The organism is Bordetella genomosp. 13 (genome assembly GCF_007679965.1).
Taxonomy (GTDB): domain Bacteria; phylum Pseudomonadota; class Gammaproteobacteria; order Burkholderiales; family Burkholderiaceae_B; genus Bordetella.
The window spans coordinates 418,505-431,793 of sequence record NZ_VEHL01000001.1 but is presented as its reverse complement, the minus strand read 5'-3'; the positions used below and the strand labels follow the sequence as shown (position 1 = coordinate 431,793).

11 protein-coding genes are annotated in these 13,289 nt (G+C 66.7%); 4 read left to right on the top strand and 7 right to left on the bottom strand.

Going from position 1 to position 13,289, the window contains the following annotated elements:
- Positions 1-108 precede the first annotated feature (108 nt).
- Complete coding sequence (locus tag FS845_RS02025) at positions 109-1,323, top strand: aminotransferase class V-fold PLP-dependent enzyme (protein ID WP_186332124.1); 1,215 nt, start codon at positions 109-111, stop codon at positions 1,321-1,323.
- 1 nt (position 1,324) lies between these two features.
- Here the strand turns inward: FS845_RS02025 and FS845_RS02020 are convergent, their stop codons facing one another.
- Entirely contained in the window at positions 1,325-2,260 is a 936-nt protein-coding gene (locus FS845_RS02020) for a LysR substrate-binding domain-containing protein (protein ID WP_144630444.1), read from the bottom strand.
- A 94-nt stretch (positions 2,261-2,354) separates the two neighbouring features.
- Here FS845_RS02020 and FS845_RS02015 point away from each other — a divergent pair, with 94 nt between their 5' ends.
- Positions 2,355-3,338 (top strand): Bug family tripartite tricarboxylate transporter substrate binding protein, encoded by a 984-nt coding sequence (locus tag FS845_RS02015; protein WP_144630442.1) that lies wholly within the window; start codon positions 2,355-2,357, stop codon positions 3,336-3,338.
- 118 nt (positions 3,339-3,456) lie between these two features.
- Here FS845_RS02015 and FS845_RS02010 read toward each other — a convergent pair whose 3' ends face one another.
- The 4 genes from FS845_RS02010 to FS845_RS01995 all read right to left on the bottom strand — a co-directional run bounded on the left by FS845_RS02010 (position 3,457) and on the right by FS845_RS01995 (position 6,600).
- The gene (locus tag FS845_RS02010) at positions 3,457-4,899 is read right to left on the bottom strand and encodes an aldehyde dehydrogenase family protein (protein ID WP_144630440.1); all 1,443 of its coding nucleotides are present in this window, start codon (positions 4,897-4,899) and stop codon (positions 3,457-3,459) included.
- Positions 4,900-5,084: 185 nt separating this feature from the next.
- The gene (locus FS845_RS02005) at positions 5,085-5,567 is read right to left on the bottom strand and encodes a low affinity iron permease family protein (RefSeq protein ID WP_144630438.1); all 483 of its coding nucleotides are present in this window, start codon (positions 5,565-5,567) and stop codon (positions 5,085-5,087) included.
- A gap of 56 nt (positions 5,568-5,623) precedes the next feature.
- The gene (map, locus tag FS845_RS02000; RefSeq protein WP_144630436.1) at positions 5,624-6,391 is read right to left on the bottom strand and encodes a type I methionyl aminopeptidase; all 768 of its coding nucleotides are present in this window, start codon (positions 6,389-6,391) and stop codon (positions 5,624-5,626) included.
- Positions 6,388-6,600 (bottom strand): ParD-like family protein, encoded by a 213-nt coding sequence (locus tag FS845_RS01995; protein ID WP_144630434.1) that lies wholly within the window; start codon positions 6,598-6,600, stop codon positions 6,388-6,390. The genes map and FS845_RS01995 overlap by 4 nt, the downstream gene beginning before the upstream one ends.
- A gap of 134 nt (positions 6,601-6,734) precedes the next feature.
- On the opposite strand from FS845_RS01995, the gene FS845_RS01990 reads away from it, so the two are divergent.
- Positions 6,735-7,958: a Fic family protein gene (locus tag FS845_RS01990; RefSeq protein WP_144630432.1), complete on the top strand. Its 1,224-nt coding sequence runs from the start codon at positions 6,735-6,737 to the stop codon at positions 7,956-7,958.
- An 80-nt stretch (positions 7,959-8,038) separates the two neighbouring features.
- Here the strand turns inward: FS845_RS01990 and FS845_RS01985 are convergent, their stop codons facing one another.
- Together FS845_RS01985 and FS845_RS01980 are read right to left on the bottom strand one after the other, a co-directional pair.
- The gene (locus tag FS845_RS01985) at positions 8,039-11,983 is read right to left on the bottom strand and encodes a DUF3683 domain-containing protein (protein WP_144630430.1); all 3,945 of its coding nucleotides are present in this window, start codon (positions 11,981-11,983) and stop codon (positions 8,039-8,041) included.
- Between the two features lie 160 nt (positions 11,984-12,143).
- Complete coding sequence (locus FS845_RS01980; RefSeq protein WP_144630428.1) at positions 12,144-12,707, bottom strand: YqaA family protein; 564 nt, start codon at positions 12,705-12,707, stop codon at positions 12,144-12,146.
- A gap of 103 nt (positions 12,708-12,810) precedes the next feature.
- Here FS845_RS01980 and FS845_RS01975 point away from each other — a divergent pair, with 103 nt between their 5' ends.
- Complete coding sequence (locus FS845_RS01975; protein ID WP_144630426.1) at positions 12,811-13,287, top strand: type III secretion system chaperone; 477 nt, start codon at positions 12,811-12,813, stop codon at positions 13,285-13,287.
- The last annotated feature ends 2 nt before the right edge of the window (positions 13,288-13,289 follow it).

Below are 13,289 nucleotides of genomic sequence, written 5' to 3'. Positions count from 1 at the left end.
CGCGCCGTTATGCGGCCACGGCATAACGGGCGTCGGAAAAAGTCGTTACGGCACCGGCGCACCCTGCCGATACCATGGGTTTTTCACGTCCTGCCGAACGGTGCCCTCTTGTCGCCCTCCTCCACCTCCGCCGCACGCCTGCGTCCCACCGACGCCTTCGAAGACTTCCGCGCCCACTTCCCGGCCGCCGCCTCGCGCGCCTACCTGGACGTCGCCAGCCGCAGCCTGGTGCCGGCCAGCGCGATGACCATCGCCACCGAGCACATCGCCGAGCGCATGGAAGGCCGCGTGAACAAGCAGCAGTACTTCGAGATGGTGGAGTCCGCCCGCCTGCGCTTCGCGCGCATGATCGGCGCGCATCCCGACGAGATCGCCATCACCAAGAACGTGTCCGAAGGCCTGAACATCATGGCCGGCGCCATCGACTGGAAATCGTGGGACGAGGTGCTGCTGTGCTCGGCGATCGAGCATCCGAACAACATCTATCCGTGGCGCAACCTGGAAAACCAGGGCGTGCGCGTGCGCGACCTGCCCAGCCCCGACGGCCTGTTCCCGCTGGCGCAAGCGAAGCAGCTGCTGGCCGAGCGCGGCACGCGCGTCGTGTCGGTGCCCAGCACCTCGTTCCGCCCGGGCTTTCGCACCGACCTGGACGCGCTGGCCGCGGCGTGCGAGGAAGCCGGCGCCATGCTGATCGTCGACGGCGCGCAGTCGGCCGGCATCATGCACCTGGACGTGCGGCGCACGCCCATCTCGGCGCTGGCGGTCAGCACGCAGAAGGGCCTGTGCGGCCTGTATGGCATGGGCTTCCTGTACGTGCGCCGCGACCTGGCCGAACGCCTGACACCGCGCGCGCTGGCGCGCTTCGGCGTGCAGATCTCGGCCACGCACGAGGCCGACTACGATCCTGGCCCCATCGAATACCGGCGCGGCGCGCTGCGCTTCGACCTGGGCAACTACAACTTCCTGGCGGCCGCGCTGGTGGACGATGCCATGGCGCTGCTGGAAGGCTGCGGCGGCACGCAGGCCATCCAGGATTACACCCTCGGCCTGGGCGAGAGCCTGGCCGCGGGGCTGAGCGACTGCGGCGCCCCCGTGGTACGGCCCGCCGGTGCGCTGGGCTCGAACATTGTCTCGCTGTCCTTCGCCGGCCGCGCCGAGGCGGCCAAGAGCCTGCAGGCCTGGCTGGCGTCGCAGCAGGTGTATGCCGCCGTGCGCGGCAGCACCCTGCGCTTCTCCCTGCACGCGTACAACAATGCGGACGACGTCGAGCAGGCGGTGCGCGCCACGGCCTCCTGGACGCAGCGCGGCGACGCCGCGCGCTGAGTCAGCCCGCGGCCGCGTGCGCCGGATAGACGTGGCGCAGCCATTGCAGGAACAGCATCACGGCCGGCTTGTCGGCCGAGCGCGGCGCGCAGACGGCGTGGTAGTTCATGCCGTCGCGCACCTCGCCCGGATAGGCGCGCACCAGCGTGCCGCGCTGCAACGCGGCCTCGACCAATGACGAGCGCATCAGCGTCAGGCCCATGCCGGCCTCCAGCACTTCGAGCAGCGTGGCCGAATCGTTGAAGTTCAGCGACGGGCCGTCGTCCAGCCGCAGGGGCTGGCGGCCGTCCTGGTTCCACAGTTCGAGGTAGTCGCGCTCGACGTTGCGCAGGAAGGCCGGCTGCGCCAGCGGGCCGCCGATGCCGTCGCTGGACTGCGTGGCCCGCAGGGTGTCCGCCACCGCGGGCGTGCACACGGGAATGATGACGTCGTCGGTCAGGCGCAGCGCGCGGTAATGCGGCCAGTCACCGGTGCCCAGCCGGATGGAGATGTCCACGCCGGACGATTCGAGGTCCGCGTAGAAGCGATGCACGTCGATGCGCAGGTCGATCCACGGATGGGCGGCCATGAACGCCGGCAGGCGCGCGGCCAGGTTGCGCAACGAGAAACTGCGTGCTGCCGACACCACCAGCGTCTGCCGCTCGACGTCCAGCACCAGCCGGTTCAGGCCGGTGCCCAGCAGGTCGAAGGCGCGGCACGTGAAGTCGTACAGCAGTTCGCCTTCCTGGGTGAAGCGCAGGCCGCGCGGGCCCCGCTCGAACAACGCGACGCCCACGTGGTCTTCCAGGGCCTTGAGCTGCCGGCTCAGGGCGCCCTGGGTCTGGAACAGTTCTTCCGCTGCGCGCACCAGGTTCAGATGCTTGCCGGCGACATTGAAGACGAGCAGCGATCTGAGCGACGGCAGGCGCGCCAGCAGGCCGGTATTCGATAGCCTCATAGCGCAACGCCAAATCCTCAATAGCGGAAAGCAGTTAGCAGCCCGTATTCTAGTACGGCTGTTTTCACTTCATAACAACCAGGAATCCTTGGCAATGGGTGTATGCAGAATCAGGCGGTCGATCATCCAGCGCGCCGCGCTGGCGGTGGCAATTGCAACAGCATCGCCTTTTGCTGTGGCCCAGGGCTTTCCCAGCCACGCCATCAACCTGGTCGTGCCCTACGCCCCGGGCGGCAGCTCCGACGTGGTGGCGCGCCTGATGGCGCAGAAGCTCAGCGAGCAGTTCGGCCAGTCGGTCGTGGTAGAGAACAAGCCCGGCGCGGGCGCCACCATCGGCACGGCCTACGTGGCGCAGCCGGGCCACGGCGGCTACGTCGCCCTGCTGGCCGACAACGCGCAGACCACGGCGCCGGCCATGTATACCAAGCTGTCGTATGACCCGGTGAAGGACTTCAGCGTGGCCGGCTTCGTCGGCCAGGCCTCGGCCCTGTTGTTCGCCAGCAAGAATTCCGGACTGGCCAGCGTGCAGGACGTGCTGGACAAGTCCAGGGCCAAGCCGCGGTCGCTCACCATCGGCACCGGCAACGGGTCGCCCAGTCACCTGATCAGCGAGCTGTTCCAGATCAAGTCGGGCGCGCAGTTGCAGGTGGTGCCGTACAAGGGCGCCTCGGCCGCCCTGAACGACCTGTTGGCGGGCCATATCGACATGGTCTTCACCAACCCCGCCTCGGCGGCGCAGTACCTGGAAGGCGGTCGCCTGACCGTGCTCGGGCAGACGGGCGACAAGCGCGATCCGCGTTTCGCCAACGTGCCGAATTTCAAGGATTCAGGCATCAAGAACCTGGACGTGGCGTACTGGTTCGCGGTGCTGTTGCCCGCCGACACGCCGGCCGACATCAAGGCGCGCTGGCGCAAGGAAGTCGACGTGGCGCTGAACTCGCCCGAGGTGAAGGCCAAGCTGGACAGCCTGGGCATCAATCAAACCGGCATGACGCCGGCCGCGGCCGAGTCCCTCATCAAGGACGAGGCCGTGTTGTGGAAGCAAGTGGTCAAAGAAGCCGGCATCAAGGCCGAATAAGGCCTGGGAGCCCGGCGGGGGAAGGAACTGCAAGCACGGCGAATGGTGCGCAGTTCCCCGGTGCAGCGGCGGGTCGGTGACCGGCCCGCCGCGCGGCATCGGTCTTCGGGCCCCGGCTTCAGGCCAGCGTATAGGCCGTCTTCACCGTCGTATAGAACTCGCGCGCATAGGCGCCCTGCTCGCGCGGGCCGTAGCTGCTGCCCTTGCGGCCGCCGAACGGCACGTGATAATCCACGCCCGCGGTCGGCAGGTTCACCATCACCATGCCCGCCTGCGCATGGCGCTTGAAGTGCGTGGCGTACTTCAGCGACGTGGTCGCGATGCCGGCCGACAGGCCGAACATCGTGTCGTTGGCCACCTGCAGCGCTTCTTCGTAATCCTTCACGCGGATCACGCTGGCCACCGGCCCGAAGATCTCTTCGCGGTTGATGCGCATGCCGGCCGCGCTGTCGGTGAACAGCGCCGGCGACATGAAATAGCCTTCGGTCCCGGCCTTCACCGTCTCGCCGCCCGCCGCCAGGCGCGCGCCCTCGTCGCGGCCAATGGCCAGGTAGCTCAGGTTCTGTTCCAGCTGCGCGCGCGATGCCACGGGGCCCATGTCGATGCCCCGCGCCAGCGCGTCGCCCACCTTGATGCGCGCCATGCGCGCCTGCAGCGCCTGCACGAAGCGGTCATGGATGCCGGCGGTGACGATCAGGCGGCTGGAGGCCGTGCAGCGCTGGCCCGTCGAGTAGAAAGCGCTCTGCGCGCAGAGCTCCACCGCCACGTCCAGGTCGGCATCGTCCAGCACCACCTGCGGGTTCTTGCCGCCCATCTCCAACTGCACTTTCTTCAGCGTGCGCGACGCGCGTTCGGCGATGCCGCGGCCCACGCCTTCCGATCCCGTGAAGCTGATGGCGTCGACCTCGGCGTGGTCGACCAGCGCATTGCCGATGACGCTGCCGCGGCCCATCACCAGGTTGAACACGCCGGCGGGAATTCCGCTGCGGTGGATGATGTCGGCCAGCGCCCAGGCGGAGCCGGGCACCAGGTCGGCGGGCTTGATCACCACGCAGTTGCCGTGGGCCAGCGCGGGCGCGATCTTCCACGCGGGAATGGCGATGGGGAAGTTCCACGGCGTGATCAGGCCCACCACGCCGACGGGTTCGCGCGTGATCTCGACGCCCACGTTGGGACGCACGGAAGGCAGCACTTCGCCAGCCTGGCGCACCACTTCACCGGCGAAGAAACGGAAGATCTGGCCGGCGCGCGCCACTTCGCCGATGGCTTCGGGGCGGGTCTTGCCTTCTTCGCGGGCCAGCAGTTCGCCGAGTTCCTCGCGGCGCGCCAGGATCTCGGCGGCGATCTTCTCCAGCGCGTCGGCGCGTGCCTGCACGCTGCCGGTGGACCAGGCCGGGAACGCGGCGCGGGCGGCCTGCACGGCGGCCTCGACCTGCGCGGCATCACCCTGGGCGTACTCGCCGATCACGTCGGCCAGGTTGGAAGGATTCAGGTTCTGGGAATAGCTGTTGCCAGCGACCCATTGTCCATCGATGAGGTTGTCGTAGCGCGGGGTGGTCATGGTCGTCTCCTGGAAATGCAGCCAGGGCGCGGGCGGCGTGGCGAGCCGTGCCGGGGGCGGCGGCACGCGCGCGGCGGAGGGGTCCGCTGCCGGGCCCTGGGGCTCGTGGCGAGTGTAGGAGCCGTCCCGAGACGCTGTCGATGGAATTATTTCGATAAGGCGTTCGCTTTTGCGACTATGGGTGGTCAGTCGCCGGTCGCCTGGCCCGTGGAGGACGAGCCTTCCGCGCCGGACCGCGCCCGCTTGGCCAGGTCGGAATAATGGCGGGCCAGCTTGTCGAGCCTGTCCTCGTCCAGGTCCTCGGCGTCGATCACGTCGTCATCCGCGCCTTTCATGGCGAACAGCAGCTCGTCCAACTTCATCTGCAAGGCCTTGCTGTCCTTGTTCTGGCTTTGCTGGATGAGGAAGACCATCAGGAAGGTGACGATGGTCGTGCCGGTGTTGATCACCAGCTGCCAGGTGTCGGTGTAGCCGAATATCGGCCCGCTGACGGCCCAGGCGATGACCACGATGAAGGCAAGGCAGAAACTGGCCGGAGATCCCGTCCAGCGCGCGACGGCGGACGCGAACCTGTCGAACGCGCGATGGATCGGGTGCCGGGAAGACTGGTCGACGACGGCGTGGACGCTGTCGCCGCGCGCATGCGGGCTGTCCGATTTCTTGTTCATGGCCGTTTCCCAGGGGTGGAAAACGACGAATGAGCAAGCGGCGTGCCCGCCTTTTTCTAACCTGGCATCTTCTCGTCGGGACGCAGGGTCAGCACCCGCACGCCATTGCGGGTGACGGCGACGGTGTGCTCGAACTGCGCGGACAGCTTGCCGTCGCGGGTCACGACCGTCCATCCGTCGTCTTCGGTCTCGACCGCTTCGATGCCCTGGTTGATCATCGGTTCGATAGTGAAGACCATGCCTTCGCGCAGCGCCAGGCCCGTCTGCGGCTTGCCCCAGTGCAGCACTTCGGGCGGCTCGTGCATCTCACGGCCGATGCCGTGGCCGCAGTATTCGCGCACCACCGTATAGCCGTTCTTGCGGGCGTGCTTCTCGATGGCGTGCCCCACGTCGCCCAGGCGCGCGCCCGGCCGAACGGCGCGGATGCCCTTCCACATGGCCTCGTACGTGGTCTGCACCAGCCGCCTGGCGGCCGGCGCGACCTCGCCCACCAGGTAGGTCTTGCTGGAGTCGGCGATGTACCCGTTCTTCTCCAGCGTGATGTCCAGGTTGACGATGTCGCCGTTTTGCAGGATTTCGGTGGCGGACGGCACGCCGTGGCACACCACGTGGTTGCGCGACGAATTCAGCGAATACGCGAAGCCGTACTGCCCCTTGCTGGCGGGACGCGCCTGCAGGTCTTTCACGATGTACTGGTCGACCAGGTCGTTGACCTGCAAGGTCGACATGCCGATCAGGTTCAATTTGTCGAGATGGGCGAAGACCTGCGCCAACAGCCTGCCGGACGCGGCCATCAGCTCGACTTCCTCGGGCCGCTTGGTCATGTCGCGGCCGCCGCCAGAGGCCGCGCCGCCACGCCGGCCGCCCGCAGCTCGCGGCCGACGATGTCGTTGAAGCTTTCCGTGGGATTCATCTCGCACAGCATGCCGATCTTCATCCAGAAGGCGGCCTGCGCGTTGATGGAACGGCAGGAGACGGTGCTGGCCTTGCGCAGCTGGTCGTGCAGGTCGTCGTCGATGTTTACGATGCCCATGAAGTGATCCATATACGATTTGCATATGGATTATATAGGCGGTGCAGTTGGCGCGGCAAAATTCAGTTGGCGCACCATTACTAATAGGTAGTATATTTATCTTTTAATAAAAAACCACTCTTCTGAGTTTGTTCGTGCGCAAATCCGACCTCCACCCGCGGTTGCAAGCAACCTGTCTTCCGGTCCCTGGGAAGTCTGGCTGCTTTGCCGTGGTCCCGTTGCCGGCTCCGTCCTTCGTCGACGTTCCAGCTTGCCATGCGCTCATGGTATTAGCGCGACGAGAACTGGATCTTCTGCGCAACACCATCGTCCAGAACCAGGACCATGCCGACTTGCTGCTGCACATGCTCAACCGGCGGGAAGCGGTCGACAGCAGCCAGATCGAAGGGACGCATACCACCTTCGATGGGTTGCTCGTACACGAGCTTGATGCCGGCACTGAAGACGCAAAGTCAGACCAGGACGCGAACAGTACGTTGAATTATGTGCGCGCCTTCGCCTACGGTGCGCATGAGGTCGCCCGACATGGTCAGTCCGCATTGAACGCCGACTTGATTCGTGCGCTCCACGCGCGGCTGATGGACGGAGACGATCGCGCCGATCCCGGTCGGTGGCGTCAGATGCAGAACTGGATCGGCGGCTTCGCCATCGAAACGGCAAGCTTCATCCCGCCGCCCCCGGAAGAGATTGCAAGGCTGATGACGGACCTGGAGAGGCTTCTGCAATATGAACCCGAAGGTCATGCGATCGTATCGGTACTTATGCGCGCAGCGATCGCGCATGCGCAGTTCGAAGCCATCCACCCGTTTCGGGACGGCAATGGCCGCACCGGACGGCTGCTGCTGCCGTTGATGTTCAAGGCGGAAGGGGAACCCCCCATCCACTTGGCGACCTTTCTGAAGGTCAGGCAGCGAGAGTATTACCACGCACTGAGCGAAGCGCAGAAACACCTCAGCTGGGGCCCTTGGTTGACTCTGTTTCTGGAATGCGTCGTCGCATCCAGCCGACACACCGTGCAGCTGTTCCATGGGCTGCGCGCAATCCAGGAAAAATGGCATGCGGCGATTGCCGCCAAGGTAAAAAGGCGTGATGCCGCGATATGGGAAGTGAGTAAATTGCTTCTTGGCCAGCCTGTCGTGACAGTCAACATGGTGGCGCAGCGGTTGCAAATCAGTTTCCCTGCGGCAAACACCGCGACCACCGCGCTGGTCGAAATGGATATCCTCCGGCCTGCGAATTCTCGGCGACGGCATCGCGTGTTTTACGCCCATGAAGTGATGAACGCGCTCTACACGGGACTCGATGAAGTCCTTCTGGACGTTGTGCGCCAGACACGGCTGCCGGAACATCCAGCGTAAAGGCCGATTGAGCAAAAAAACGCGGCGAGTAAAAACTCGCCGCGTTCATCGCACGCATCCAGGCCGAGACGGGCAGGAACCTACACCAGCACCCGCTCGATCCCGCCTTCGTTCGCGCGCTTCACGTAATCCTCCATCCACGTCGCGCCCAGCACGTGACGCGCCATCTCGACGACGATGTAGTCCGCGTCCACGCCGGTATCGCCTTCGTAGCGCGACAAGCCCTGCAGGCACGACGGGCAGGACGTCAGCACCTTCACCTCGCCCGTGAAACCATCGCCGCGCAGGCTCTTCGTGTTCTTCTGCATTTCCTCTTCCTTGCGGAAGCGGATCTGCGTGGAGATGTCGGGGCGCGTGACGGCCAGGGTGCCCGACTCGCCGCAGCAGCGATCGCTCTTGATGGTGGCGTCGCCCACCAGCGTGCGCACGGTCTTCATCGGGTCCTGCAGCTTCATGGGGGTGTGGCAGGGGTCGTGGTACATGTACCGCACGCCCTGCACGCCATCCAGCTTCAGGCCCTTCTCCATCAGGTATTCGTGGATGTCGATCAGGCGGCAGCCCGGGAAGATCTTCTCGAACTCATAGCCGGCCAACTGGTCGTAGCAGGTGCCGCAGCTGACCACCACCGTCTTGATGTCGAGGTAGTTCAGCGTGTTGGCCATGCGATGGAACAGCACGCGGTTGTCGGTGATGATCTGCTCGGCCTTGTCGCTCATGCCGTTGCCGCGCTGCGGATAGCCGCAGCACAGGTAGCCTGGCGGCAGCACGGTCTGCACGCCGGCATGCCACAGCATGGCCTGCGTGGCCAGGCCGACCTGGGAGAACAGGCGCTCGGAGCCGCAACCCGGGAAATAGAACACCGCTTCCGTGTCGGCCGTGGTGGCCTGCGGATCGCGGATGATCGGCACGTAGTTGGCGTCCTCGATGTCCAGCAGCTTGCGCGCGGTCTGCTTGGGCAGGCCGCCCGGCATCTTCTTGTTGACGAAGTGCACCACCTGCTCGCGCAGGGGCGCCTTGCCCACGGTGGGCGGCGGATTGGCGGTCTGCCTGCGCACCAGCCCGCCCAGCAGGTCGTGCGCGGCGCGCTGCACCTTGTAGCCCACGCCCACCATGGCCTGGCGGGTGATGTTGATGGTGGCCGGATCCTTCGCGTTCAGGAAGAACATGGCGGCTGACGTGCCGGGGTTGATGGACTTGCGGCCCATGCGGCGCAGCAGCGCGCGCATGTTCATCGACACGTCGCCGAAGTCGATGTCGACCGGGCACGGGTTGTAGCACTTGTGGCACACCGTGCAGTGGTCCGCCACGTCCTCGAACTCTTCCCAGTGCTTCAGGCTGACGCCGCGGCGGGTCTGCTCTTCGTACAGGAAGGCCTCGACCAGCAGCGACGTGGCCAGGATCTTGTTGCGCGGCGAGTACAGCAGGTTGGCGCGCGGCACGTGCGTGGCGCACACCGGCTTGCACTTGCCGCAGCGCAGGCAGTCCTTCACCGAAGCCGAGATGGCGCCGATGTCGCTCTGCTGCATGATCAGCGACTCGTGGCCCATCAGGTTGAAGCTGGGCGTCCAGGCGTGGCGCAGGTCGGCGCCCGGCATCAGCTTGCCGGCGTTGAAATGGCCGTTGGGATCGATGCGGCGCTTGTAGGCCTGGAACGGCGCCAGTTCCTCGTCGGTCAGGAATTCGTACTTGGTCAGCCCGATGCCGTGCTCGCCCGAGATGACGCCATCCAGGTCGCGCGCGATCTGCATGATGCGCTCGACGGCCTGGTGGGCCTCCTGCAGCATGTCGTAGTCGTCGGAGTTGACCGGGATGTTGGTGTGCACGTTGCCGTCGCCGGCGTGCATGTGCAGCGCCACGAACACACGGCTCTTCAGCACGCGGGCGTGGATGGCCTTCAGGCCGTCGAGAATGGGCTTGCCCGCATTGCCGGGGAACAGGCTCTGCAGGCCGGACAGCACCTCGGCGCGCCACGAGACGCGCACGGTGCGGTCCTGCACCACGTCGAACACGCGGGCCTGCGGCTGGCGCGCCAGCCGTTCGGACAGCGTGCCCTGCAGATGCGCCATGCCCAGGCGGGGCAGCTCGGGCAGCATCCGCGCAAGCGGCAGGTCGAGGTTGTCCAGCAGCCACTGCCAGCGCTGGCGCGCGGCATGCAGCAGCTCGATGGCCTGGCGCGTGCGCTCGGCCAGCACTTCGCTGCTGGTGATGCCGGCGTCCTCGTCGTCCTCGGGCTTGCCCAGCGGCAGCGGCTCGGCCAGGTAGGCGTCCAGCGCTTCGACCAGGCGCAGCTTGTTGCGGGTGGACAGCTCGATGTTGATGCGCTCGATGTGGTCCGTGTACTCGCCCATGCGGCCCAGCGGGATCACCACGTCTTCGTTGATCTTGAAGGCGTTGGTGTGGCGCGAGATGGCGGCGGTGCGGGCGCGGTCGGCCCAGAACTTCTTGCGGGCCTCGGGGCTGACGGCGATGAAGCCCTCGCCGTGGCGCGTATTGGCCAGGCGCACCACTTCGCTGGCGGCGGCGGCCACGGCGTTCTCGTCGTCGCCGACGATGTCGCCCAGCAGCAGCATCTTGGGCAGCGTGCCGCGCTTGCTCTTGGTGGCGTAGCCCACGGCGCGCAGGTAGCGCTCGTCCAGGTGCTCCAGGCCGGCCAGGATGGCGCCGCGCGCGCGGCCTTCGCCGTCGAGGTAGCCCTTCACTTCGAGGATGGACGGCACGGCGTCGCGCGCCTGGCCGAAGAACTCCAGGCAGACCGTGCGCGTGAATCTGGGCATGCGATGCAGCACCCAGCGCGCGGAGGTGATCAGGCCATCGCAGCCTTCCTTCTGCACGCCGGGCAGGCCCGCCAGGAACTTGTCGGTGACGTCCTTGCCCAGGCCGACCTTGCGGAAACGCTTGCCCTCGATTTCCAGGGTCTCGGTGCGCAACAGGCGCTCGCCGGGCTTGCCGGCGCCGTCGAACCAGCGGACCTCGAAGCGGGCCACGTCCACGTCATGGATCTTGCCCATGTTGTGGTCCAGGCGCGTGACCTCGAGCCAGTTGCCGTCGGGATCGACCATGCGCCACCAGGCCAGGTTGTCCAGCGCGGTGCCCCACAGCAGGGCTTTCTTGCCGCCGGCGTTCATGGCGATGTTGCCGCCGATACAGGATGCCTCGGCGGAGGTGGGATCGACGGCGAACACGTAGCCAGCATGCTCGGCGGCTTCGGCCACGCGCTTGGTGACCACGCCGGCGCCGGTGGCGATGACGCCCACGGGCTCGGACAGGCCGGGCAGCATACAGGACTCGACCTGGCCCAGCGCGTCGAACTTCTCGGTGTTGATGACGGCCGACTTCCACGTCAGCGGAATGGCGCCGCCCGTGTAGCCGGTGCCGCCGCCGCGCGGCACGATGGTGAGGTTGAGCTCGATACAGGCGCGCACCAGCGGCGCGATCTCTTCCTCGTGGTCGGGCGTCAGCACCACGAAGGGATACTCGACGCGCCAGTCGGTGGCGTCGGTGACGTGCGACACGCGCGACAGGCCGTCGAACTTGATGTTGCCGCGCGCGGTGATGCGGCCCAGCACGCGCTGCGCGTCGCGGCGCAGGTGCTCGGTCTGTTCGAACTGCTGCTCGAATTCGGACACCGCGGTGCGACCGCGCGCCAGCAGTTCGACCACCTTGGCGTCATGTCCGGCCTCGCCGGTGCCCGGCGCGCGGCGCTTGTCGATCTCGCGCAGGCGGTGATGCAGGGCCTCGATCAGCAGCTTGCGGCGCTTCGGGTTGTCCAGCAGGTCGTCCTGCAGATAGGGATTGCGGCGTACGACCCAGATGTCGCCCAGCACCTCGTAGAGCATGCGCGCCGATCGGCCGGTGCGACGCTCGCCGCGCAGGTCGGACAGCAGTTGCCAGGCGTCTTCGCCCAGCAGCCGCGAAACGACTTCGCGATCGGAAAACGAGGTGTAGTTGTAGGGGATTTCGCGCAGGCGCGCGCCGGCGGCCACAGGGGTTGCCGCAAGGACTTGGCTGGCAAGAGGGGCGTTCATGGAAGCAGCAGAGAGGGCCCTTAAAAACCCATTTTATGTCATTACCGGAAACAGACCTCGCGAGAACTGTTACCGGAGCGGTTTAAGGACCATGAAAGCCGCCGTAGGCTGGCGTTGAAACAAATTTGCCGGACGAAGGCCGATTTCCGGGCGGGGCAGGCTAGAACTGCACGCCCGACGTCGCCCACAGCAGGCCGGCGGTCATGGTGATGTAGCGCAGGAACTTGCCGATGGCCATGAAGACCACGCAGGGCCAGAACGACAGGCGCAGCCAGCCGGCCACGGCGCACATCGGATCGCCCACCACGGGCAGCCAGGCCAGCAGCAGCGCCGGCGGCCCCAGGCGCGTCAGCCAGTCGCGCGCCTTGGCGTGCCAGCGGCCCTTCGTCGGATCCTTGGGCGCCGCACTGGAAGCGCCCGGCGCCGCGGCATCGGCCGCCTCGTGCCCGTGCCGTTCGCGCCATCGCTCCACCCCGCGATGGGCGCCCAGGCCCATGGCGTAATTGACGACGCCGCCCAGCGTATTGGCCAGCGTGGCGACCAGGATGGCCGGCCAGAACATGTCGGGCGACACCTTCACGTAGGCATAGACCGCGGGCTCGGACCCCAGCGGCAGCAAGGTGGCCGAGACGAAGCTGACGACGAAGATGGCCGACAGCCCCACTTCGGGCAACGCCAGCCATCCCAGCACCGTGTGGATCGCGGCGAGCAGGGTCTGTTCCATATGCGCAGCAGTGTAGCTGCCGGCAGGAATCCTGGAACTTCCGACGCGGAAATGTCACCGACACAGCGCGGCGCGTCGCCGCCACCGACTCGAGGACATCCCGATGGACAAACGCACGCTCGCCAGCCAGTTGCTGGCCAACCTGGGCAACACCCTGACCGCCGGCCCTCTGGTCCTGGACGACGCCACGCAAAGCTGCGTCCTGATGTTCGACGACAACCTGGTGCTGAACATCGAGTACGACGACGCCCAGGGGAGACTGGTGCTCTCGTGCTACCTGGACGAGCTGCCGCGCGACGGCGCCGAGCCGTTGCTGCGCGAGCTGCTGGCGGCCAACCTGTACTGGCACCGCACGCGCGGCGCCACGCTGGGCCTGGAGGAAGGCACCGGCGGCGTCATCCTGACCTATGGCCACGGCGTGTCCGAACTGGACGGCCCCGCGTTCGAGACGGTGGTCGAGAACTTCATGAACCAGGCCGAACGCTGGCGCGGCCGCATCGCGGCGGCGGGCGCGTCCAGCGCCCCGTCCGTCACCGTGGACGTGCCCGCCGCGCCGTTCATCCCGCCCTCGTTCGCGTAAGC

Excerpts from the sequence above, each read along its gene's own strand:
- FS845_RS02020 (WP_144630444.1), bottom strand. The coding sequence starts at position 2,260 with ATGAGGCTATCGAATACCGGCCTGCTGGCGCGCCTGCCGTCGCTCAGA.
- FS845_RS02015 (WP_144630442.1), top strand. The coding sequence starts at position 2,355 with ATGGGTGTATGCAGAATCAGGCGGTCGATCATCCAGCGCGCCGCGCTG.
- FS845_RS02010 (WP_144630440.1), bottom strand. The coding sequence starts at position 4,899 with ATGACCACCCCGCGCTACGACAACCTCATCGATGGACAATGGGTCGCT.
- FS845_RS02005 (WP_144630438.1), bottom strand. The coding sequence starts at position 5,567 with ATGAACAAGAAATCGGACAGCCCGCATGCGCGCGGCGACAGCGTCCAC.
- map (WP_144630436.1), bottom strand. The coding sequence starts at position 6,391 with ATGACCAAGCGGCCCGAGGAAGTCGAGCTGATGGCCGCGTCCGGCAGG.
- FS845_RS01995 (WP_144630434.1), bottom strand. The coding sequence starts at position 6,600 with ATGGGCATCGTAAACATCGACGACGACCTGCACGACCAGCTGCGCAAG.
- FS845_RS01985 (WP_144630430.1), bottom strand. The coding sequence starts at position 11,983 with ATGAACGCCCCTCTTGCCAGCCAAGTCCTTGCGGCAACCCCTGTGGCC.
- FS845_RS01980 (WP_144630428.1), bottom strand. The coding sequence starts at position 12,707 with ATGGAACAGACCCTGCTCGCCGCGATCCACACGGTGCTGGGATGGCTG.
- FS845_RS01975 (WP_144630426.1), top strand. The coding sequence starts at position 12,811 with ATGGACAAACGCACGCTCGCCAGCCAGTTGCTGGCCAACCTGGGCAAC.